The 21,120-nt window shown below is 68.2% G+C and carries 18 protein-coding genes; 6 read left to right on the top strand and 12 right to left on the bottom strand.

What is annotated here, in order from left to right:
* Window positions 1–148 precede the first annotated feature (148 nt).
* Window positions 149–1,522, top strand: coding sequence for an MATE family efflux transporter (locus ACWKWX_RS26120; RefSeq protein ID WP_483829303.1), 1,374 nt, complete (start codon window positions 149–151; stop codon window positions 1,520–1,522).
* Window positions 1,523–1,624: 102 nt separating this feature from the next.
* On the opposite strand, the gene ACWKWX_RS26115 is transcribed toward ACWKWX_RS26120, so the two are convergent.
* The 6 genes from ACWKWX_RS26115 to kdpF all read right to left on the bottom strand — a co-directional run bounded on the left by ACWKWX_RS26115 (window position 1,625) and on the right by kdpF (window position 9,525).
* Window positions 1,625–2,317: a response regulator gene (locus tag ACWKWX_RS26115; RefSeq protein WP_416423224.1), complete on the bottom strand. Its 693-nt coding sequence runs from the start codon at window positions 2,315–2,317 to the stop codon at window positions 1,625–1,627.
* 2 nt (window positions 2,318–2,319) lie between these two features.
* Window positions 2,320–4,971 (bottom strand): DUF4118 domain-containing protein, encoded by a 2,652-nt coding sequence (locus tag ACWKWX_RS26110; protein ID WP_473005899.1) that lies wholly within the window; start codon window positions 4,969–4,971, stop codon window positions 2,320–2,322.
* Window positions 4,972–5,086: 115 nt separating this feature from the next.
* A complete protein-coding gene (gene kdpC, locus ACWKWX_RS26105; protein ID WP_483829283.1) occupies window positions 5,087–5,644 on the bottom strand; it encodes a potassium-transporting ATPase subunit KdpC in 558 nt (185 codons plus the stop codon).
* Between the two features lie 10 nt (window positions 5,645–5,654).
* On the bottom strand, window positions 5,655–7,715 hold the full coding sequence (gene kdpB / locus ACWKWX_RS26100) for a potassium-transporting ATPase subunit KdpB (protein WP_483829302.1): 2,061 nt from the start codon (window positions 7,713–7,715) through the stop codon (window positions 5,655–5,657).
* A gap of 17 nt (window positions 7,716–7,732) precedes the next feature.
* Complete coding sequence (kdpA, locus tag ACWKWX_RS26095; protein ID WP_483829282.1) at window positions 7,733–9,427, bottom strand: potassium-transporting ATPase subunit KdpA; 1,695 nt, start codon at window positions 9,425–9,427, stop codon at window positions 7,733–7,735.
* 8 nt (window positions 9,428–9,435) lie between these two features.
* The gene (gene kdpF / locus ACWKWX_RS26090; RefSeq protein WP_416423220.1) at window positions 9,436–9,525 is read right to left on the bottom strand and encodes a K(+)-transporting ATPase subunit F; all 90 of its coding nucleotides are present in this window, start codon (window positions 9,523–9,525) and stop codon (window positions 9,436–9,438) included.
* Between the two features lie 345 nt (window positions 9,526–9,870).
* Here kdpF and ACWKWX_RS26085 point away from each other — a divergent pair, with 345 nt between their 5' ends.
* The 3 genes from ACWKWX_RS26085 (at window position 9,871) to xopAW (ending at window position 12,893) form a co-directional block, all read left to right on the top strand.
* Entirely contained in the window at window positions 9,871–10,635 is a 765-nt protein-coding gene (locus ACWKWX_RS26085) for a response regulator (protein ID WP_008371971.1), read from the top strand.
* Entirely contained in the window at window positions 10,635–11,714 is a 1,080-nt protein-coding gene (locus tag ACWKWX_RS26080) for a sensor histidine kinase (protein ID WP_416423219.1), read from the top strand. The genes ACWKWX_RS26085 and ACWKWX_RS26080 overlap by 1 nt, the downstream gene beginning before the upstream one ends.
* 258 nt (window positions 11,715–11,972) lie before the next feature.
* The gene (gene xopAW / locus ACWKWX_RS26075; RefSeq protein ID WP_473005895.1) at window positions 11,973–12,893 is read left to right on the top strand and encodes a XopAW family type III secretion system calcium-binding effector; all 921 of its coding nucleotides are present in this window, start codon (window positions 11,973–11,975) and stop codon (window positions 12,891–12,893) included.
* A 35-nt stretch (window positions 12,894–12,928) separates the two neighbouring features.
* Here xopAW and ACWKWX_RS26070 read toward each other — a convergent pair whose 3' ends face one another.
* From ACWKWX_RS26070 to ACWKWX_RS26045, 6 genes are all read right to left on the bottom strand, one after another.
* A complete protein-coding gene (locus ACWKWX_RS26070) occupies window positions 12,929–13,984 on the bottom strand; it encodes an AI-2E family transporter (RefSeq protein WP_416423217.1) in 1,056 nt (351 codons plus the stop codon).
* Window positions 13,985–13,999: 15 nt separating this feature from the next.
* The gene (locus ACWKWX_RS26065) at window positions 14,000–14,791 is read right to left on the bottom strand and encodes a DUF4892 domain-containing protein (RefSeq protein WP_416423216.1); all 792 of its coding nucleotides are present in this window, start codon (window positions 14,789–14,791) and stop codon (window positions 14,000–14,002) included.
* A 103-nt stretch (window positions 14,792–14,894) separates the two neighbouring features.
* Window positions 14,895–15,749 carry an alpha/beta hydrolase gene (locus tag ACWKWX_RS26060; RefSeq protein WP_483829281.1) on the bottom strand — a complete coding sequence of 285 codons (855 nt, stop codon included), beginning with the start codon at window positions 15,747–15,749 and terminating at the stop codon, window positions 14,895–14,897.
* On the bottom strand, window positions 15,746–16,549 hold the full coding sequence (locus ACWKWX_RS26055; RefSeq protein WP_473005893.1) for an alpha/beta fold hydrolase: 804 nt from the start codon (window positions 16,547–16,549) through the stop codon (window positions 15,746–15,748). The genes ACWKWX_RS26060 and ACWKWX_RS26055 overlap by 4 nt, the downstream gene beginning before the upstream one ends.
* A gap of 149 nt (window positions 16,550–16,698) precedes the next feature.
* Window positions 16,699–17,136 (bottom strand): DoxX family protein, encoded by a 438-nt coding sequence (locus tag ACWKWX_RS26050; RefSeq protein WP_416423213.1) that lies wholly within the window; start codon window positions 17,134–17,136, stop codon window positions 16,699–16,701.
* A 236-nt stretch (window positions 17,137–17,372) separates the two neighbouring features.
* Window positions 17,373–18,803: an MltF family protein gene (locus ACWKWX_RS26045; RefSeq protein ID WP_473005891.1), complete on the bottom strand. Its 1,431-nt coding sequence runs from the start codon at window positions 18,801–18,803 to the stop codon at window positions 17,373–17,375.
* 125 nt (window positions 18,804–18,928) lie between these two features.
* Here ACWKWX_RS26045 and ACWKWX_RS26040 point away from each other — a divergent pair, with 125 nt between their 5' ends.
* Both ACWKWX_RS26040 and ACWKWX_RS26035 read left to right on the top strand, forming a co-directional pair.
* A complete protein-coding gene (locus ACWKWX_RS26040; RefSeq protein WP_483829280.1) occupies window positions 18,929–19,735 on the top strand; it encodes a TatD family hydrolase in 807 nt (268 codons plus the stop codon).
* An 84-nt stretch (window positions 19,736–19,819) separates the two neighbouring features.
* The gene (locus ACWKWX_RS26035; protein WP_416423210.1) at window positions 19,820–21,073 is read left to right on the top strand and encodes a methyl-accepting chemotaxis protein; all 1,254 of its coding nucleotides are present in this window, start codon (window positions 19,820–19,822) and stop codon (window positions 21,071–21,073) included.
* Window positions 21,074–21,120 lie beyond the last annotated feature (47 nt).

Here is a 21,120-nt window from a genome sequence, read left to right as displayed (position 1 = left end):
CCCAGTATGGGCGGCAGTTTAGGCGCAGCGGGGCGCGCCGTCACGAAGCACGTGGCAAGTGTTTCCTGACCGCCGCGTCAGGGCGTAGAATGGGCGGTTTTCCGCGCCCACCAGTGGACTACGCCCCGTGACTGCAGCTGCAACCGACATGCCCACCCCCCTCACCCGCCCTGCCCGGGTGCGCCTGGAACTGCGCACGCTGCTGGCCCTGGCGGGGCCGATCATGATCGCGCAGCTGGCGCACACCGCCATGGGCTTCGTCGATGCGGTGATGGCCGGCCGCGTCGGCCCCCGCGACCTGGCGGCCGTGGCCCTGGGCAACTCGATCTGGGTGCCGGTGTTCCTGCTGATGACCGGCATCCTGCTGGCCACCACGCCCAAGGTGGCCCAGCGTCACGGCGCCGGCACCCCGGCCGAGATCGGCCCGCTGGTGCGCCAGGCGCTGTGGCTGGCCCTGGCCGCCGGCCTGGGTGCCAGCCTGCTGCTGTTCAACGCCGAGCCGGTGCTGCACCTGATGAAGGTGGACCCGGAGCTGATCGCGCCGTGCATGGGCTATTTGCGCGGCATCGGCACCGGCCTGCCGTCGGTGGCGCTGTACCACGTGCTGCGCTGCTGCAGCGACGGCATGGGCCGTACCCGGCCGAGCATGGTCCTGGGCCTGTGCGGCCTGGCGCTGAACATCCCGCTCAACTACGTGTTCATCTATGGCCACCTGGGCGTGCCGGCCATGGGCGGCGTGGGTTGTGGCTGGGCCACGGCCAGCGTGATGTGGATGATGCTGCTGGGCATGGCCGCCTGGGTGCGCTGGGCGCCGGCCTACCGCGCGGCCAACGTCTTCGGCCAGTTCCAGTGGCCGCAGTGGCCGGTGATCAAGCGCCTGCTGGGCATTGGCCTGCCGATCGGCATCGCGGTGTTCGCCGAGTCGAGCATCTTTGCCGTCATCGCCCTGCTGATCGGCAGCCTGGGCTCCACGGTGGTGGCCGGGCACCAGATTGCCCTGAGCATCAGCTCCATGGTGTTCATGATCCCGTTTTCGCTGGGCATGGCCGTGACCATCCGCGTCGGCCAGGCCCTGGGCCGCGGCCTGCCACGCGAGGCACGCTTCGCCGCCGGCATCGGCATGGCCTCGGCACTGGCTTATGCGTGCTTCTCGGCGACGTTGATGTACCTGGGCCGCGAGCACATCGCCCGTATCTACACGGCTGACCCGGCGGTGCTGCACATTGCCGCCATGCTGATTGTGTACGCGGCGCTGTTCCAGTTCTCCGACGCCATCCAGGTCACGGCCGCTGGTGCCTTGCGCGGCTACCAGGACACGCGGGTGACCATGCTGCTGACGCTGTTTGCCTACTGGGGCATCGGCCTGCCGGTGGGTTACCTGCTGGGGCTGACCGATTGGCTGGGGGCGCCGGCCGGGCCGAGCGGGTTGTGGCAGGGACTGATCGTGGGCCTGACCTGTGCGGCGGCGATGCTGCTGGTGCGCCTGATGCGCAGCGCGCGCAAGCGTATTCGCAGCGCCTGAACCGCGGACGCGGCCTGCGGCCGCTGCTACGGGAATCGATGACGCGCCGGGAGTCGATGAATGCCACGACGAAACCTCGCGTAGCAGCGGCCGCAGGCCGCGTCAGGGATTGGCCAGAAGCCGATACCCCACCCCCGGCTCGGTAATGATGTAACGCGGCGCCGTCGGATCGTCATCGAGCTTCTGGCGAATATGCCCCACCACGATGCGCAGGTAATGGCTGTCGTCGGCATGGGTCGGGCCCCAGATGTCCTTGAGCAGCTGCTGCTGGGTAATCACCCGCCCCGGGTAGCGCGCCAGCTGCGCCACCACCGCGTATTCCTTGCGGGTCAACGCCACCTCGGCGCCATCCAGGGTCACCCGGCGCAGGCCCAGGTCAATCAACAGCCCGCCGATGCTCACCGGCGCCGGCGGCGCATCGCCGCTGGGCACCTGACGCAGCAAGGCGCGGATGCGCGCCAAAAACTCCTGGATGCCGAACGGCTTGGTCACGTAGTCGTTGGCGCCGTTGTCCAGGGCTTCCACTTTCTGGATCTCGCTGGCGCGCACCGACAGCACCAGCACCGGCACCGCGCTCCACTCGCGCAGCTCGCGCAGCACCTGCTGGCCGTCCATGTCCGGCAGGCCCAGGTCCAGCACCACCAGGTCGGGGCGGCCCAGCGCGGCCTGGCTCAGGCCCTCGGCACCGGTGCCGGCTTCCAGCACCTTGTAGCCCTGGGAGGCCAGGCTGATGCGCAGGAACTTGCGGATCTGCGGTTCGTCGTCGATCACCAGCAGGGTCGCGGTTTGACTCATGTTCAGGCTTCACTTTCCAGGCCGGGTTGCGGTTGCACCGGCAAGCATAGAGTGATGCAGGTGCCGTGGCCATCCAGGCCGTCAGTCACCAGGATGCGCCCGCCGTGGGCGCCGATCATGCCCTGGCAGATCGCCAGGCCCAGGCCGGTGCCCTGGCCACCGCGGTCACCCCGGGCGGCGGTGTAGAACATGTCGAAGATTTTCGCCCGCTCCTCCTCGGGAATGCCCGGGCCCTGGTCGCTGACCGCGAAGCTCAGTTCCTCGCCGCTGACGGCGGCGCGTATCAGCAGGCGGCCATGGACCGGCGAGAAGCGCGCGGCGTTTTCCAGCACGTTGATCAGCGCCTGCTCGATCAGCGCCGCGTGCACGTACAGCAACGGCAGCTGCGCCGGCACCTCGACGTCCACCACAAGCGGTGCCAACACCGCGCGCAGGCGGTTCAGGGCGCTGCCGACAATGTCCGCCGGCGCCACCCAGTCGCGCGCCAGCTTCAGCGCGCCGTGGCCCAGGCGGGTCATGTCGAGCAGGTTCTGGATGTAGCGGTCGAGGCGCTCGGCCTCGTCGCGGGTGCCTTCCAGCAGCTCCTGGCGGTCGGCACGGGGAATGGCCTCGCCCAGGGCCAGCAGGCTGTCGATGCTGCCGCGCATGGCCGTCAGCGGCGTGCGCAGGTCGTGGGACACCGAGGCCAGCAGCGCGCTGCGCAGCTGTTCGGTTTCACCGTGCAGGCGCGCCGCCTCCAGGTCCTGGGCCAGTTGCGCGCGGGCCAGGCCCTGGGCCAGCGGCTGGCTGAGGGCACCGAGCAGGCGCCGGCGCTGGGCGCTCAAGGCGCGGCCCTCGCGGTCGCGCACGCCCAGCAGCACCAGCGGGCCGTCCTGCAGCGACACCGGCGTCCACCACCAGCGCCCCGAGGGCAAGGTGCCGGTGCCCAGGCCGGCAGGCTGGTCATGCTGCCAGGCCCAGTCGGCGGCGGCGCGCTCGGTGTCACTGAGGGGAATGGGGTGGCCGCCGGGGTCTTTCCAGCCCTGGTGGCCGTCGCGCTCGGCCACCCACACCTGCAGCTCGCGCCAACCCTGCAGGTGCTGGGCGGCGGCGCTGAGCACGGCCTGGCGGTCGGTGGCGGCAGTGAGCTTGCGCGACAGGTCGAGCAGCTCGCCGGTCTCTTCCTGGGTGTCGCGCAGGGCCTGCAACTGGCGGCGCTGGCGCGCGGCGAGGTTGCCGGTCAGCGCCGCCATCAGCAGGAAAAACAGCAGGGTCAACACGTCCTCTTCGCGGTAGATGGTCAGCGAGAAGGTCGGCGGAATGAACAGAAAGTCATACGCCAGGAACGACAGCGCCGCGCACACCAGCGCCGGCCCCAGACTGCTGCGCACCGCCACCAGCAGCACGGCGGCAAGGAACACCAGGGAGATGTTCGGCAGCGCCAGCACGCTGGCCACCGCCGAGGCCAGGCCGCTGGCGGCGATGGTGGCGAACAGCGCCAGCAGGTAGTCGAACCACACCCACTGCCCGGCCTCGTGGCCACGGGGCACGGGGCGCGCCGCGTCGCGGTCGAGCACGTTGATCTCCAGGCCATGGGTGTCGCGCAACAAACGCGGGCCCAGGCCGCCACCCAGCCAGCGGCGGTACCACAGCGGCCGCGACTGGCCCACCAGCACCAGGCTGGCGCGGCGCTCGGCGGCGTGCTGGATCAGGGTCCTGGCCACCTCGCCGGCGCGCAGCACCACCACTTCGCCGCCCAGGCGCTCGGTCAGCTGCTGGGCGTGCTGCAGGTGCTGGCGGCTGGTTTCGTCACGGGCCTTGCCGGTGTCCACGTGCACCACGCTCCAGGGCAGGTGCCGGCGCTGGGCCACGCGGCTGGCGTGGCGCACCAGGCGCTCGGCCTGGGCATCGCCGTCGATACCCACCAGCAGCCGCCCGCGCAACGCCGGGGCGGCCTGGCCCATGCGCCGGTAGCCCTGGGCCAGGTCGGCGTCGACCTGGGCGGCGGCGGTCTGCATGGCCAGCTCGCGCAACGCAGTGAGGTTGGTCTGGGTGAAAAAAGCCTCGATCGCCGCCCGCGCCTGTTCGGGCACGTACACCTTGCCGTCGCGCAGGCGCTCCAGCAGTTCGCGCGGCGGCAGGTCGATCAGCACCAGCTCGTCGGCCTCCTGCAACACCCAGTCGGGCAGGGTCTCGCGCACCTGCACGCCGGTGATGTCCAGCACCTGGTCGTTGAGGCTTTCCAGGTGCTGGACGTTGACCGTGGTGTAGACGTGGATGCCCGCGGCCAGCAGTTCCTGAATGTCCTGCCAGCGCTTGGCGTGGCGGCTGCCGGGGGCGTTGCTGTGGGCCAGTTCGTCCACCAGCACCAGTTGCGGCGCGGCCTGCAGCAGGCCGTCGAGGTCCATCTCCTCCAGGGTCACGCCGCGGTATTGGGAGCGCACCAGCGGCAACTGGGCCAGGCCGCCCAGCAGCGCCTCGGTCTCGGCCCGGCCATGGGTTTCCACCACCCCGGCCACCACCCGCAGGCCCTGGCGCAGCTGGCCGTGGGCGGCCTGCAGCATGGCGTAGGTCTTGCCCACGCCGGGGGCGGCGCCAAGGAACACCTTGAGGCGGCCGCGGCCGTCGCGGGGCAATTGGGCCAGCAACGCGTCGGCGCGCAGGGCATCACTCATGACAGGTACTCGGGTAAGGTTCAGGACCGCAGCGTCTGTATCGCGGCCAAGGCCGGCTCCTACGCGGACGGTGTAGGAGCCGGCCTTGGCCGCGATGCAGGCGACACGGTAGCAATCAACGCGATGAAGGTAGCCGATCCAGCGCCAGGTTCAAAGCCAGCACATTGACCACCGGCGGGCCGAACAGCGAGCGCTCGGTGTGCTCGGCCACAAGCTGCTGCACCGTGGCAGCGGGTAACTGCCGTGCCTGGGCCACGCGGGCCACCTGGTAGCTGGCGGCGGCCGGCGGCAGGTGCGGGTCCAGGCCGCTGCCCGAAGTGGTCAGCAGCGCCAGCGGCACCGGCCCCTGCCCGTCCACATACAGCCTGGCGGCATCGTCCTTGATGCGGCTGGCCAGCGCCGGGTTGCTGGGGGCCAGGTTGCTGGCGCTGCTGGACACGGTGGCGAAATCCCCAGCCGACGGCCGCGGGTGGAACCAGGCATCGCCGCTGAAGCCTTGGGCGATCAGGCTGGAGCCGCGCACCTTGCCCGCCTCGTCATGTACCAGGCTGCCATTGGCCTGTTCCGGGAAGGCCACCTGAGCCACCGCCGTCACGGCCAGCGGGTAGGCCACGCCGGTGATCAGGGTCATCAACACAAGCAGGCTCAAGGCCGGACGCAGATAAGTCGACATCATCAATTCCTCATACCAGGTGGACGGCGGTCAGCAGCAGGTCGATCAGCTTGATGCCCACGAACGGCACCACGATCCCGCCCAGGCCGTAGATCAACAGATTGCGCCGCAGCAGGTGCGCGGCGCTCGCGGCCTGCACCCGCACGCCGCGCAGGGCCAGCGGGATCAACACCACGATGATCAGCGCGTTGAAGACGATGGCCGACAGGATCGCGCTCTGCGGGCTGGCCAGGTGCATCACGTTCAACACCCCCAGCTGCGGGTAGATGGCGGCGAACAGCGCCGGGAGGATGGCGAAGTACTTGGCCACGTCGTTGGCGATGGAGAACGTGGTCAGGGCGCCACGGGTCACCAGCAGCTCCTTGCCTATCTGCACCACGTCCAGCAGCTTGGTGGGGTCGCTGTCGAGGTCGACCATGTTGGCCGCCTCGCGCGCCGCCTGGGTGCCGTCGTTCATGGCCATGCCCACGTCCGCCTGGGCCAGGGCCGGGGCGTCGTTGGCGCCGTCGCCGCACATGGCCACCAGGCGGCCGTCGTCCTGTTCCTGGCGGATGCGTGCCAGCTTTTTCTCCGGGGTGGCTTCGGCCAGCACATCGTCAACACCCGCCTCGGCAGCGATGGCGGCGGCGGTCAGCGGGTTGTCGCCAGTGACCATCACGGTGCGGATGCCCAGCTTGCGCAGCTCGTCGAAACGCTCGCGGATACCCGGCTTGACCACGTCCTTGAGGTGAATGGCGCCCAGCAGGCGCTTGTCGCGGCACACCAGCAGCGGGGTGCCGCCGCTCTGGGCGATCTTGTCCACTTCCCGGGCCAGGGCGGCGGGCATTTCCAGCCGCGCCAGGCCGACGAAGGCCAGCAGCGAGTCCACCGCGCCCTTGCGGTAGATGCGCCCGGCGTGGTCGACGCCGCTCAGGCGCGTCTCGGCGCTGAAGGGCACCGCCACCAACTCGGTGGCGGCCGGCTCCGGCAGGCTGTGCAACTGGCGCAGGAACTCGACGATGGACTTGCCCTCGGCGGTGTCGTCGGCCAACGAGGCCAGCAACGCGCCTTCGGCCAGCTCCTTGGCGGTCACGCCGGGGGCGGCGTACAGCGCGGTGCAGCGGCGGTTGCCGAAGGTAATGGTGCCGGTCTTGTCCAGCAGCAGCACGTGCACGTCCCCCGCCGCTTCCACGGCGCGGCCGGACTTGGCGATCACGTTCAGGCGCACCAGGCGGTCCATGCCGGCGATGCCGATGGCCGACAGCAGGCCGCCGATGGTGGTGGGAATCAGGGTCACCAACAGCGCCACCAGGAACACCAGCGGCAGGCTGCCGTTGGCGAAGTGGGCGAACGGCTGCAGGGTCACCACCACCAGCAGGAAGATCAGCGTCAGGCCGATCAGCAGGATGTCGAGGGCAATCTCGTTCGGGGTCTTCTGCCGTTTCGCGCCTTCCACCAGGGCGATCATGCGGTCCAGGGTCGACTCGCCGGGGTTGGCGGTGATCTTCACCAGCAGCCAGTCCGACACCAGGCGGGTGTTGCCGGTGACGGCCGAGCGGTCGCCACCGGACTCACGGATCACCGGCGCCGATTCGCCGGTAATGGCCGCCTCGTTGACCGCGGCGATGCCTTCGATGACCTCGCCGTCGCCGGGGATCATTTCCCCGGCCTCGACGCGCACCACGTCACCCTTGCGCAGGCTGGCGGCGGCAACGTGCTGGAACTGCCCGGCACCGTCCCGGCGGCGCGCGGTGAGGCCCTGGCTACCGGCCTTGAGGCTGTCGGCGCGGGCCTTGCCACGGCCCTCGGCCAGGGCTTCGGCGAAGTTGGCAAACAACACGGTGAACCACAGCCACAGGGCGATCTGCACCGCCACCCCAGTGTTCACCCCGGCCTCGGGCAGCACGCACAGCACCGTGGTGAGGATGGCCGTGAGTTCCACCACCAGCATCACCGGCGCCCGCTGCAGCTGGCGTGGGTCGAGCTTGACGAAGGCCTGCACCAGCGCCGGCCGCCACAGGGCGGCGAACGCGGTTTTCTGCGCGGCGCCGGCGGCATCGGCGGCGGCCGGCTTGGCAACACGGATCGGCATATTCATGGTCATGGTCCTTAGAAGCCCAGGCTCAGTTGTTCAGCGATCGGCCCCAGTGCCAGGGTCGGCAGGAAGGTCAGGCCACCCACCAGCAGGATGGTCACCGTCAGCAGGGTGACGAACAGCGGGCCGTGGGTGGGGAAGCTGTTGTTGCCCAGCGGCGCGGTCTTCTTCAGCGCCAGGCTGCCGGCCAGGGCCATGATCGGCAGGATGTAGCCGAAGCGGCCGATCAACATGCCCAGGCCCAGCATCAGGTTGTGGAACACGGTGTTGGCGCTGAAGCCGCCGAACGCCGAGCCGTTGTTGGCGCTGGCCGAGGTGTAGGCGTACAGCAACTGGCTGAAGCCGTGGGGGCCGGGGTTGCTCACCGCCGACGCCGGGCCTGCCAGGCTGGCGGCGATGGCACCCAGCACCAGCACACCGACAGGCATCACCAGCAGGGTCACCACCAGCAGTTTTACTTCCGTGGCCTGGATCTTCTTGCCCAGGTATTCGGGCGTGCGGCCAATCATCAGGCCGGCCAGGAACACCGCCGTCAGCACGTTCAGCAGCATGCCGTAGAGCCCGGCACCGACGCCGCCGAAGATCACCTCGCCGACCATCATGTTCACCAGCGCGACCATGCCGGTGAGCGGGTTGAGGCTGTCATGCATGGCGTTGACCGAACCGTTGGACGCCGCCGTGGTGGTCACTGCCCATAGCGCCGAGGCCGTGGTGCCGAAGCGCGCCTCCTTGCCTTCCAGCGGCGGCGCCTGTTCCACCTGGGCGCTTTGCAGCGTCGGGTTGGGCTGGTACTCGCCGTACAGCGCCACGCCGCCACCGATCAGGAATAACGCGAACATGCAGGCGATGATCGCCCGGCTCTGGCGCATGTCCTTCACGTAGTGGCCGAAGGTAAACACCAGCGCCACCGGAATCAGGATGATCGACACCACCTCCAGCAGGTTGCTCAGGGCCGTGGGGTTCTCGAACGGGTGAGCCGAGTTGACGCCGAAGAAGCCGCCGCCGTTGGTGCCCAGCTGCTTGATGGCGATCTGGCTGGCTGCCGGGCCCAGCGGGATGAGCTGGTCGGCGCCCTGCACGGTCACGGCGCTGACGTAATGCATGAAGGTCTGCGGCACGCCCTGCCACACCAGGATCAGCGCCAGCACCAGGCACAACGGCAGCAGGCCATAGAGGGTGGCGCGGGTCATGTCGGCCCAGAAGTTGCCGAGGGTTTTCGCCGAGCGCCGGCCAATGCCACGGCACAGCGCCACCAGCACCGCCAGGCCCGTGGCGGCGCTGACGAAATTCTGCACGGTGAGGCCGACCATCTGGCTGAAGTAGCTCAGGGACGCCTCGCCGCTGTAGGATTGCCAGTTGGTGTTGGTGACGAAACTCACCGCAGTGTTGAAGGCCAGCGACCACTCCATGCCCGGCAGGTGCTGCGGGTTGGCGGGCAGGTACTGCTGGAACAGCAGCACGCCCATCAACAGCACGAACCCGGCCAGGTTGAAGGCCAGCATGGCCAGGGTGTAGCGCTGCCAGCTTTGCTCTTGCGCCGGGTCCACCCCGGCCAGGCGGTAGCAGCCGCGCTCCACCGGGCCAAGCACAGGCGTGAGCCAGGTGCGCTGGCCTTCCATGACGTTGTAGTAAAAGCGGCCCAGGAAGGGCGCCGGGACCAGCACCAGGGCCAGGAAGGCCAGGAGCAGCCCATAGTCATAGCTGTGCATGGTCGCTCCTAGTGCCGGTCGGCGCGCAACAGCGCCACCGTCAGATACACAAACAGCCCTGCTGCCAGCAGCAGTGCCACCCCATCCAGCACGTTCATGGCCTTTCTCCTCGTTGGAATCGCCAGCCCCTCACGGGGCCATTGGTCGGTATTGTCGGAAACCAGGCCGTAAAGGAACGAGACTGAAGGGGAAAGACCGGCATAAAGTTTTCGTAAAGAATGCCGATGTAGAGCGATTGCCGGAACGAAACGGGAAAAATGTAGCCAAATGTATCGAGCTTGATACATACAGGACATTCCAGCGACACGCCTGCGAGTGACCCTCGCTGGCCGCTCCCAATCCGAACATGACTACCAGCCCGCCGGGCGAACGCTTACCCTCCGGGTAACTGACGCGGCCCCGTCGTCGCGGCTGGCAGCAATACCAGGCAGATGAACGCAAGCATGCAGAACACCCCGCTCCCTCTCAGCGATGCCAGCAAGAACCTCGTCGGCGACGATGACAAACGCTGGAACACCCGTGCCCTGATCGTGGATGACGACGTGCCGATTCGCGAACTGCTGATCGACTACCTGGCCCGCTTCGGCATCCTGGCCCTGGGCGTCAGCGACGGGGAAGGCATGCGCCAGGCGCTGCTGGAAGAAAACTTCGACGTGGTGGTGCTGGACCTGATGCTGCCGGGCGAAGACGGCCTGTCGCTGTGCCGCTGGCTGCGCGCCGAATCCGACATCCCGATCCTGATGCTGACCGCCCGCTGCGAGCCGACCGACCGCATCATCGGCCTGGAACTGGGCGCCGACGACTACATGGCCAAGCCGTTCGAGCCACGTGAACTGGTAGCGCGCATCCAGACCATCCTGCGCCGCGTGCGCGACGACCGCACCGAGCAGCGTGCCAATGTGCGCTTCGACAACTGGCGCCTGAACAGCGTGCTGCGCCAGCTGATCTCCTCCGATGGCCTGGTGGTGCCGCTGTCCAACGCCGAATTCCGCCTGCTGTGGGTGTTCCTGGAGCGTCCACGCCGCGTGCTCAGCCGCGAACAACTGCTGGACGCCGCCCGCGGCCGCTCCATCGAAGCGTTCGACCGCAGCATCGACCTGCTGGTATCGCGCCTGCGCCAGAAGCTGGGCGACGACCCCAAGGCACCCCAGCTGATCAAGACCGTGCGCGGTGAAGGCTACCTCTTCGATGCGAGAGACATTGGTTGATGCGCAGCCCTGATACGCTGTTCGCCCGCCTGTTCGGCGTGTCACTGATTGCCATCATCTTCGCCCACCTGCTGGCCTTCCTCTGGTTCCAGCAGTACGGCTTCCCGCCACCGCCCCACCGCGAGCACCTGCGTGAGTTGCGCGCGGAGCTGGGCCCCAATCCCTCGCCCGAAGCGCTGGCCGATTTCGGCGCCAAGGAGCTGCGCGAGGAAGAACACCGGCCACCGCCGCCGCTGTTCGGCGGGCCTGTCGTGCCGCTGCTGTTCCAGCTGATCACCCTGGTGGTGGCCGCCTGGTTCGGCGCCAAGGCCCTGTCGCGGCCCATCCGCCGCTTCAGCGAAGCGGCCGAGCGGCTGAGTGAAAACCTCGACGCCCCGCCCCTGGAAGAGACCGGCCCGCTGGAAGCTCGCCAGGTGGCGCACACCTTCAACCGCATGCAGCAACGCATCCGCGAGCAGGTGCAGCAACGGGCGCGCATGCTCGGCGCCGTGTCCCATGACCTGCGCACGCCGCTGTCGCGGCTCAAGCTGCGCCTGGAGCAGATCGACAACGAGAAGCTGCAGGGCCAGATGCGCCAGGACCTGGACGACATGATCGGCATGCTCGACGCCACCCTGACCTACCTGCACGAGCAGCGCACCAGCGAGGCGCTGCAATGGTATGACCTGCAGGCGCTGGTGGAGTCGCTGGTGGAGAACGCCCAGGACCATGGCGCGGCCGTGCAGGCCCGGGGCACCTGTGCGCCGCTGCAAGTACAGCCCATGGCCCTGCGCTCATGCATCAGCAACCTGATGGACAACGCCCTGCGCTACGGCGGCGCCACCCTGGTGGACATCGACGACACCCGCGACGCCGTGACCATCCGCGTCATCGACCACGGCCCCGGCATCAGCGCCGACAAGCGCGAAGCGGTGTTCGAGCCGTTCTTCCGCCTGGAGGGCTCGCGCAACCGCAACTCCGGCGGCGTCGGCCTGGGCATGACCATCGCCCGCGAGGCGTGCCAGCGCCTGGGCGGGCAGTTGAGCCTGGAAGAAACACCCGGCGGCGGCCTCACTGCCGTCATTCGCCTCCCCCGCTGAGTCCCTCCCCGTCGCGGCCATTTTTTGTGGGAGCTGGCTTGCCAGCGAGCTTTAGGGCGCCAACAGCTCGCTGGCAAGCCAGCTCCCACAATAGATGTGGGGTTGGCGATTATGTCGGATGGCCAATCTACGCTTTCGCTATAACCCCCCGCCCCCATGTCCCGCCCCTTACAAACCCCACACACTCTCGACATTCCCCCGATAGATTCTTTACACGCCGGCGGTTTGTAACCGGCATACAACAGGGGAGCACACCCAATGTCATCCATAAGCGGCGTAAGCAGCAGTAGCTATTCCAACTACACAAGTACCAGCAGCACCAGCGCCAGCGCGCAACTGAAGAAGTTCCAGGAAGAGCTGTTCGCCAGCCTCGACACCGACGGCAACGGCGAGGTCAGCAGCGACGAGCTGAACACGGCGATTTCCAACAGTTCGAGCAGTGGCACCAGCAACGACGGCGGTATCCTGGTCACGCTGAGCAAGAATTTCAGCAGCCTGGACAGCGACTCGGATGATGGCCTGACCCTGGACGAGATGGCGGCCCTGCAGCCACCGGCACCGCCCACCCAGGACAGCGCGCCGAACACTGACGCGGTCGACGACCTGATGAGCGCCATCGACAGCGACGGCAGCGGTTCCATCAGCAGCGACGAGCTGAGCTCGGCCCTGAGCGCCGCCGGCGACACCACCGATGACAGCAGCCAGCTGTTCTCGGCGCTGGACAGCAACGGCGATGGCACCGTGAGCAAGGACGAACTGGCCGCGGCCATGCAGCCCCCACCTCCGCCGCCACCAGCCAGCGTCTCCAGCGATGACCTGTTCAGCGCGCTGGACAGCAACGACGATGGCAGCATCACCGAGACCGAACTGAGCAGCGCCTTGAGCGCCACCAGCTCGTCGTCCAGCAGTTCGTCCAGCAGCTCCACCTCGTCGTCCAGCAGCCTGGCCAGCGAAGTGTTCAGTGACCTGGACACCAACAAGGACGGCACCGTCAGCGCCTCGGAACTGGCCGCCGCCCTGCAATCCTCGGGTGACCAGAGCAGCAGTGGCAGCAGCAGTTCGGACACCGCCAGCAGCGATACCGCGGCGGCGCTGAACAAGATGATTGCCGCCCTGACCAAGCAGTACGCCACCGACGCGCAACAAACCGTGGGCAGTCAGCTGACCACAGCCGCCTGACCTTTACGCCGCGGGCAGCCTTCGGGCTGCCCGTCTCAGGGCTTGTGCGCGGCGCCGTGGCCGCTGCGGGTCCAGTCCAGCAGCAGGCTGTAGCCGATGGCGAGAAGCGTCGGGCCGATAAACAGGCCGATGAAGCCGAACGCCAGCAGGCCGCCGAACACCCCCAGCAACACGATCACCAGCGGCAGGTCGCCGCCGCGGCTGATCAGGTAGGGCTTGAGTACGTTGTCCACGCCACTGATGATGAACGTGCCCCATACCCCCAGAAACACCGCCATGCCGTACTCGCCCTTCCACGCCAGCCAGGCCGTCGCCGGTATCCATGCCAGCGGCGGCCCCATGGGGATCAGGCTGAGCAGGAACGTCACGATGCCCAGCACCAGCGCCCCTGGAATACCCGCGATCAGGAAGCCGATCAGCGCCAGCACTGCCTGCGCCGCCGCCGTGCCGATCACGCCGTTGACCACCCGCTGCACGGTGCCGGCCACCAGGTCCAGGTAATATTCGGCGCGCTCGCCTACCAGGCGTTCCAGCAGGCGCAGCACGAACGCCGCCAGCCGCGGCCCATCACGATAGAAGAAGAACACGAACACCAGGCTCAGGGTCAGCTCCAGGATGCCGCCGCCGATCTGCGCGCTGCGCGCCAGCAGCCAGTTGCCCACCTGGCCCAGGTACGGCTTGACGCTGAGCATCAGCGCGGCGCCCTGCTGGTCGAGGGTGTCCCACCAGGTGGCCAGGCGCGGGCCCACCAGCGGCAGGGCCTGCAGCCAGTCCGGCGCTGCCGGCAGGCCGTCCACCTGCACGTCACGCACGAAGGTGATGGCGTCGCGGATGTGGTCGGCCAGGTTGAAGCCCAGCCACACCAGCGGCAGTATCACCAGCAGGATCCAGCCCAGGGTGAGGATGCTGGCCGCCAGGGTCTCGCGGCCGCCCAACCAGCGGGTCAGCAGGCGCATCAGCGGCCAGCTGGCGTAGGCGAGGATGGCGCCCCACAGCAGCGCCGAGATGAACGGCGCCATCACCCACAGGCAGGCGCCCAGCAGCACCAGCAGGATGATCTGCACCAGCAGGCGGTCGTTGTTGAGCGTCATGGCAGGCGCTACTCCTCAGCGAATCAGGTCGATGTGCAGGCCGCTTTTCGCCGGGTCGCCCAGTTCCAGGCGCGCGGCGCGCACGCCCTGGGCCACCAGCGCCTGGCGCCAGGGTTCGGCGGCGGGCCCGGCCAGGGTCACGCGCAAGGTGCTGTCCTGGTTCAGGCTGCGCGCCAGCAGCGCCACCCAGGCCGGCGGGGGCGGCGTCACGCCCAGGTCAGGGTAGTCCAGGCGGCCGGTGCCGCGCAGCTCGCGCAGCAGCGTGGCCGGGGTCGGCAGCAGCGTGCCCAGGGGGCTGGCGGCGACGAACTGCTCCACGTGCAGGTAGGCGCGACGGCCGCCGCGGTTGATGGCGTAGAGCGCCACCAGGGTGTCCTGGCCGGAGTCGGCGTGGCGCAGCAGGATCACGCTTTGCTGCTCGTCGGCGCCCACCAGCTTGGCGTTGGCGAAGATTTCGTTGGCCCACAGGCTGGACTCACCGCAGTCGCGCGCCTCGCACCAGAACAGCACCTGGCTGCCCTGGTCCTGCAGGCCCTGGCGCGCGGCGTTGAGGGCGTCGGTGGCCAGTGCGCCGCTGGCCAGTTCGTAGGTCACCGAGCTGACCTGGCCACGGGCGGTGACCTGGGCGTCCATGCGCAGTTGGTTGCTGATCTTGCGCACCGAGCCCAGCGGGTAGGTGCGCTCGGCCTCGGCGGCGGGCTTCTGGTCCACCACCTGGGCGTCGGCGGGCGGCGGCACGTTGGCCAGGTCCGCGGCGGTGGCACTCACGGCTGCGGCAAGGGTGAAGGCGAACAGGCATGCCCTCATCGCGGGGCTGCCGCGGCGGTATGGCGGTGGTTCATGGAGGTCTCCCTGTCGATGCTCGGCTTCCCATTAAGCACGCCAAGCCTCGGCACTTGGCCACCGCAAGTCAAGGCATGGCGAAGAAGCGATTGAAACAGCTTGCTACAAGAGCAGCGCCGGCCTCGTCGTTCAGGTGCAGGTGATGGCCGCCGGGCAGGCGCTCGTGACTGAAGGGTAGCCGCGCCAGCAGCCCCGCGTGCTTGGCCAGCATGCCCTCCTCGGCCACCACCAGGTGCGCCGGGCAGGCGATGCGCTGCACGAACGACCAGCCCTGCTCTTCGCTCATGCGCAGTGGCGTGGGCAGGGTCAGGCGGCTGTCGCTGCGCCAGCTGTAGCCGCCGGGCACCGGCATCAGGCCGCGCTGGGCCAGCAGCTCGGCGGCTTCGCGGCTCACCGCCACCATGCCTTGCATGCGCACTTCCACGCCGCGGTCGAAGTCCGGGTACACCGACTTGCGCTTGCCCGGCAGGGCCACCTGCTCGAGCAAGGCCTGGCCGAAGCGTTCGGCGGTGCCAGGCCCCGGCGAGCCTGGCGGCAGCACCGCATCGATCAGCGCCAGCCGCTCCACGCGTTCCGGCAGCGCCCCGGCCAGCACCACCGAGACAATCGCCCCCAGGGAATGGCCCAGCAGCGAAAAACGCTGCCAGCCCAACTGTTCGGCCACCTGCAGCACGTCGTGGGCGTAGTCGTACAGCGAATAGCCGGCGCCGGCCGGGCGGTGCTGGGACAGGCCATGGCCGGCCATGTCCAGGGCCAGTATGCGCAGGCCTTCGAGCCGGGGCGCCAGGCGCGCGAAGCTGTTGGCGTTGTCGAGCCAGCCATGCAGGGCGATCACCGGGCGGCCGTCGGCCGGGCCAAATACGTGCGCTGCCAGTTCGATGTGCGGCAGGCTCAGGCGAATTTCCTCCACGCCACTGCTCATGCGCACGCCGCCTGGCCTTGCTGCCAGCGGCCGACAATGCCCTTGAGCAGGTCGGCGGTCGCCAGCGGGTGTTCCAACGGGAACATGTGCCCGCCGGCCACCCGGTGGGTTTCGCCCTGGGCCAGCCCGCGCACCATGCGCGCGTGGTGGTTGAGCACCACGCGGCTCTCTGCGCCGTGCACCAGCGCCAGCGGCACGCGCAGGCGCCGGGTGCTGGCCGGGCGCACGTGGGGCACGCTGCGGTAGATGTCGATTTCGGTGGCGGGGTCGAAACGCAGGCGCAGGCCGTCGGCGTCGGCGCACAGGCCATGCTGCAGGTACGCCTCGAAGCACTCGGGGTCAAAATCACGGAACAGCGACTTGCGGGAAAAATACGCCCGCGCCGCCTCGAGGTCGGCAAACGTCTCGCGGCGGCCCAGGGTGCGCCCGGCCGGGGTCAGGCGGTCGATGAAGCCGAAGCGCTTGGCGGCGCGAATCACCCACTGGTCGGCCAGGGTCAAGGCCGGCGAGTCGAGCATCACCACCCCGCGGTACAGCTCAGGGTATTGCAGCGCGGCATACAGGTGCAGCAGGCCACCGAACGAATGCCCCACGCCCCACACCGGCCCCGGCTGCTGGCGCAGGTGGTGCACCAACTCGGCAATCAGCGCTGGCCAGTTGTCGGTGACCGGAAAGCGCGGGTCATGGGCATGCTGCGGCAGGTGCGCGACGCTGAAGTCGGGGGCCAGGTGGGCGAACAGCTTGCCGTAGGTACCCGAAGGAAAACCGTTGGCGTGGGCGAAGAAGATGGTCTGCGGCATGGGGGTGGCTCGTGGGCGAATCCTGGGGAGGATTGTCCGCAAGCTGGGCGGCGGGGGCAATGCGGGGAATGGTCAATAACGAGGGTATTCAGGCCATTGATTGACGGGTATGGCGTGTAGCCGCTGCCTTGCGGCAGCGGCTACCGGTATCAGGCGCGGCTGATCAGGCGGTCGAAGGACAGTTTGCCTGCGCCTTCCACCAGGGTGGCGATGGTGCCGGCCAGCAGGGCCAGGGCGAATTCGTAGCCGTTGTTGGCCATGAACAGACCGTTGTGGATGTGCACGCTGAGGATGGCCACCACCAGGGTCACGATCAGCACCAGTGACGCCGGGCGCACCAGCAGGCCGAGGACCAGGGCCAGGCCGCCGAAGAACTCGCCGCTACCGGCCAGCAGGGCCATCCAGTAGCCAGGGTGGATGCCGATGCTTTCCATCCACTGGCCGGTGCCTTCCAGGCCGTAGCCGCCGAACAGGCCGAAGAGTTTCTGGCCGCCGTGGGCGACGAAGATGATCCCGACCAGGATACGCAGCACGGTGAAGCCCAGGCCGGCGTTGGTGGTGAAGAGGCGTTTGATCGAAGCGTTCATGGCGTATTCCCTTGCGAAAGTGGTGTAGGAGTTGATGGGGGCCATATTAATCGATCTATCGAATAAGAAAATCGCAAATAAACGACAATACAAATCGAACAATTCGATATCTTTTGGAATCACGTAGCCGCTGCCGCAGGCTGCGCTGGCCCTCTACCTCACTGAAGATCTCCAGCGTGGGTAAGGGCCAGCGCAGCCTGCGGCAGCGGCTACGGGTTTTTGGGTCAGGCGAAGGGTCAGCGGTTGAAGGCGATGCGCCGGCCTTTCATGGCGCCGGGGTCGAGGGTGTCGCGCTCGCGGTCGTAGGCCAGGTAGTACTTGTTGACGCTGTTGACGTAGCTCACCGCCGGCATGCCGGCCTGTTCCATGGCCACGCGTTCCACCTGGAAGAACCACTGGTTGGGGTTCAGGCCGCGGCGGCGGGCCTCGGCGCGCATGGCCTGCACACGCTCTGGGCCCATGTTGTAGGCGGCCAGCACGAAGGCCATGCGCTCGCGCTCGTTGAGCTGGCTGCTGGCGAAGAACTTCTTGCGGATCATGGCCAGGTAGCGGGCGGCGGCCTGCACATTGTTGTCCACGTTTTGCACGTTGCCCACGCCCACCCGGCGGGCGGCCGACGGGGTGATCTGCAACAGCCCGGTGGCGCCGCCCCCGCCCCGCACCGACGGGTCCAGCTGGGATTCCTTGTAGGCCAGGGCCGCCAGGTTCAGCCAGTCCATGTTCTGTTCGCGGGCGTAGCGCTGCAGCACCGGCCGCAGTTTCTCCAGGCGCTGGCGGTCGCTGGCGGCCAGCGGGTTGTGCACCCTGTACAGGCCTTTGTAGGCACGGGTCAGGGTCGCGTCCTGGTCGGTCGGCGCCCGGTAGCCCTGCAGGAAACGGTCGACGCTGGCATGCAACATCGAAGCGTCGTTGCGCACGTACCAGGTGATCTGCCGCGGCGCCCCCAGGTGCACGCCCGGCTCCAGCATCAGCTTGGGCATCACCTTGGCCCAGCGCTGGGCAATGGGCCGCTCGACGATGGTCATCGGCAGGATGCCCGCCTGCACCATCTCCAGCACATCCTCCACGGCCAGGCTGGGGTCGGCCCATTCCACCTTGATCGGCGCCAGCTTGTGCAGCGCCAGCTTCTGATTGATGGCCAGCAGCGCATCGCCGGCCGCACTGCCGGCGGGCAGGGACACGGTCTTGCCGGCCAGTTGCTCCACACGCCCGTAGCGGCGCGCGCCCTTGGCGCCCACCAGCACCAGCGGCACGTCGTTGACCACCGGGGCGCTGGCGCTGACCAGCTGGGTATCGGGCATGTCCACCAGTTCACCCGGCGCCACCAGGTCGCCCTCGCCGCGTTGCAGGGCGCTGATCAGCTGTTCCTTGGGCCGGGGAATGATCTTCAGGTGGATGGCCTGGCCGGTGTTGGCATGGCCATTGAGGTATTGCTCGAAGGCGCGCAGGCGGTGCAGTTCCATGCCCACGCACTCGCCCTGCACTTCGCCGGAGCTGTTGCGGCTCTGGTTCACCAGCACGCGCAGCACGCGGCTCTGGCGGATGTCGGCCAGGTCGCGGACCTTGACCGGGTGCACCACTTCGGGCGGCCCGGCCAGGCGCGCCATCGCCGGCAAAGGCGCCAGCAACGCAAGCAACAGCACGGTCAACAATGAGGGACGGGGCATCGGGTCTCCAGCCTGATATCTCAATCGACCTCAAGAGACCACGATAACGTCTTGAAGTTCTTGGCTTTAATGTTCTTGCACGCGCTCTGTTATGCTGTCTGGCCTGCGGCCTGAGGTAGCACACCATGCAACTCATCGACATCGGCGTCAACCTGACCAACCCAAGCTTCGACGAACAGCACGCGGCAGTGCTGGAGCGCGCCTACGCCGCCGGCGTGGCGCAGCTGGTGCTGACCGGCACTGAAATCGCCGGCAGCGAGCAGGCCCTGGCCCTGTGCGAGCGCCTCGACGACAGCGCCACCCGGCTGTTCAGCACCGCCGGCATCCACCCCCACCACGCCAGCGACTGGACCGCCGACACCGAGCGCCAGCTGCGCGACCTGCTGGCCCAGCCACGAGTGCGCGCGGTGGGCGAATGCGGGCTGGACTTCAACCGCGACTTCTCCCCGCGCCCGCAGCAGGAGAAGGTGCTTGAGCAGCACCTGGCCCTGGCCGTGGAGCTGCAGCGCCCGGTGTTCCTCCACGAGCGCGACGCCAGCGTGCGCCTGCTGGACATCCTCAAGGACTTCCGCGACCGCCTGCCCGCCGCCGTGGTGCACTGCTTCACCGGCGAGCAGAAAGCGCTGTTCAGCTACCTGGACCTGGACCTGCACATCGGCATCACCGGCTGGATCTGCGACGAGCGCCGCGGCACCCACCTGCACCCGCTGGTGGGCAATATCCCCCGCGGCCGCCTGATGCTGGAAAGCGATGCACCGTACCTGCTGCCGCGCACCCTGCGGCCCAAGCCGAGGAACGGCCGCAACGAGCCGGCGTACCTGACCGAGGTGCTCAACGAGGTGGCTCGCCATCGCCAGGAAAGCGCTGACGACCTGGCCGCCCACACCACCGCGTGCGCGCGCGCGTTCTTCGGTTTGCCGACGCTGCCTTGACCCATATCAACATTTGCGTAATGGTCTTCTGGAACAATGATGGCACCTTGCCTTTAATGCTCCGCGAATTCAGAGAAGACCTCCATGGGTACCTGGCTTAGCAACATCTCCCTCAAATACAAATTCTGGGCCGTGAACGCGGTCGCCTTCATCACCACCCTGTTGCTGGTGCTGTACGCCATCCACCTCGAGCAACAGGGCCGCGTGGCCGACCTGCAGGCGCTGTCACCCGGTGCCGTGGGCCCGGACTTCGCCCAGGTGTTCGCAGAGCGTTTCGCCCAGTACGCCGGCGCCGTGCTGGTGTTGATGCTGGCCATGCTCGGCGCCTCGCAGCTGCTGATCCGCTTCCTGCTCAGCCAGCTCAACACCCTCAAGGACGTGATTCTGCACGTGGAGAAAACCGGCGACCTGTCCGCCCGGGTGCCGGTGGCCGGCGCCGACGAGGTGGGCCAGATGGCCGTGGCCTTCAACGCCATGCAGGCCGGCTACCAGCGCGTGGTCGGCACCGTGGCGCGCACCGCTGCGCAGCTGGACGAGGGCGCCGCGCGCCTGGCCAGCAGCATGGGCCAGGTGCGCCACGGCATGCTCGGCCAGCAGAGCGAGACCGACCAGGCCGCCACCGCCATCAACGAAATGACCGCTACCGTGCACCACATCGCCCAGCACGCCGGCGCCACCCGCGACCTTTCGCAAAGCGCCGACACCCTGGCCGGCAGCGGCCAGCAGGTGGTGGACCGGGTGCAGGTGTCCATTGCCGGCCTGTCCAGCGGCGTGCAGCAAACCGCCGAGATGATCCAGCGCCTGGCCGAGGACAGCCAGAAAATCAACGGCGTGGTGGGCGTAATCCACAGCATCGCCGAACAGACCAACCTGCTGGCCCTGAACGCCGCCATCGAAGCCGCCCGCGCCGGCGAGATGGGCCGCGGCTTCGCCGTGGTCGCCGATGAAGTGCGCAGCCTGGCCAAGCGCGTGCAGACCTCCACCGACGAGATCACCACCATGGTCACCGCCCTGCAGGCCGGTACCCGTGATGCCGTGGACTTCATGCAGGAAAGCTCGTTCAAGGCCGACGACTGCGTGCAGCAGGCCCGCGAAGCTGGCCAGGCCCTGGCGCAGATCACCGGCGCGGTGGCGCAGATGCGCGAAAGCAACACCCAGATCGCCGTGGCCGCCGAACAGCAGAGCCAAGTGGCCGAAGAAATGAACCGCGCGGTGGTGAGCATCCGCGACGTGACCGAAAACACCGTGCAGCAGACCGTGGATTCGGCCAGCACCAGCACCGACCTGGCCAGCCTGGCGACAGAGCTGAACCGAGCGATCGGCCAACTTAAACTTTAAAGATACCACTTTTCTTTCGCCGGGCGCCAAGGGCCGGCAACGCCTCT

The organism is Pseudomonas imperatae (assembly GCF_057128625.1).
This window is presented reverse-complemented; position numbering and strand designations above follow the sequence as displayed.

Bases quoted from the DNA above. Each gene is read 5' to 3' on its own strand.
- ACWKWX_RS26120 (WP_483829303.1), top strand. From the start codon at position 149: ATGCCCACCCCCCTCACCCGCCCTGCCCGGGTGCGCCTGGAACTGCGC.
- ACWKWX_RS26115 (WP_416423224.1), bottom strand. From the start codon at position 2,317: ATGAGTCAAACCGCGACCCTGCTGGTGATCGACGACGAACCGCAGATC.
- ACWKWX_RS26110 (WP_473005899.1), bottom strand. From the start codon at position 4,971: ATGAGTGATGCCCTGCGCGCCGACGCGTTGCTGGCCCAATTGCCCCGC.
- kdpC (WP_483829283.1), bottom strand. From the start codon at position 5,644: ATGTCGACTTATCTGCGTCCGGCCTTGAGCCTGCTTGTGTTGATGACC.
- kdpB (WP_483829302.1), bottom strand. From the start codon at position 7,715: ATGCCGATCCGTGTTGCCAAGCCGGCCGCCGCCGATGCCGCCGGCGCC.
- kdpA (WP_483829282.1), bottom strand. From the start codon at position 9,427: ATGCACAGCTATGACTATGGGCTGCTCCTGGCCTTCCTGGCCCTGGTG.
- kdpF (WP_416423220.1), bottom strand. From the start codon at position 9,525: ATGAACGTGCTGGATGGGGTGGCACTGCTGCTGGCAGCAGGGCTGTTT.
- ACWKWX_RS26085 (WP_008371971.1), top strand. From the start codon at position 9,871: ATGCAGAACACCCCGCTCCCTCTCAGCGATGCCAGCAAGAACCTCGTC.
- ACWKWX_RS26080 (WP_416423219.1), top strand. From the start codon at position 10,635: ATGCGCAGCCCTGATACGCTGTTCGCCCGCCTGTTCGGCGTGTCACTG.
- xopAW (WP_473005895.1), top strand. From the start codon at position 11,973: ATGTCATCCATAAGCGGCGTAAGCAGCAGTAGCTATTCCAACTACACA.
- ACWKWX_RS26070 (WP_416423217.1), bottom strand. From the start codon at position 13,984: ATGACGCTCAACAACGACCGCCTGCTGGTGCAGATCATCCTGCTGGTG.
- ACWKWX_RS26065 (WP_416423216.1), bottom strand. From the start codon at position 14,791: ATGAGGGCATGCCTGTTCGCCTTCACCCTTGCCGCAGCCGTGAGTGCC.
- ACWKWX_RS26060 (WP_483829281.1), bottom strand. From the start codon at position 15,749: ATGAGCAGTGGCGTGGAGGAAATTCGCCTGAGCCTGCCGCACATCGAA.
- ACWKWX_RS26055 (WP_473005893.1), bottom strand. From the start codon at position 16,549: ATGCCGCAGACCATCTTCTTCGCCCACGCCAACGGTTTTCCTTCGGGT.
- ACWKWX_RS26050 (WP_416423213.1), bottom strand. From the start codon at position 17,136: ATGAACGCTTCGATCAAACGCCTCTTCACCACCAACGCCGGCCTGGGC.
- ACWKWX_RS26045 (WP_473005891.1), bottom strand. From the start codon at position 18,803: ATGCCCCGTCCCTCATTGTTGACCGTGCTGTTGCTTGCGTTGCTGGCG.
- ACWKWX_RS26040 (WP_483829280.1), top strand. From the start codon at position 18,929: ATGCAACTCATCGACATCGGCGTCAACCTGACCAACCCAAGCTTCGAC.
- ACWKWX_RS26035 (WP_416423210.1), top strand. From the start codon at position 19,820: ATGGGTACCTGGCTTAGCAACATCTCCCTCAAATACAAATTCTGGGCC.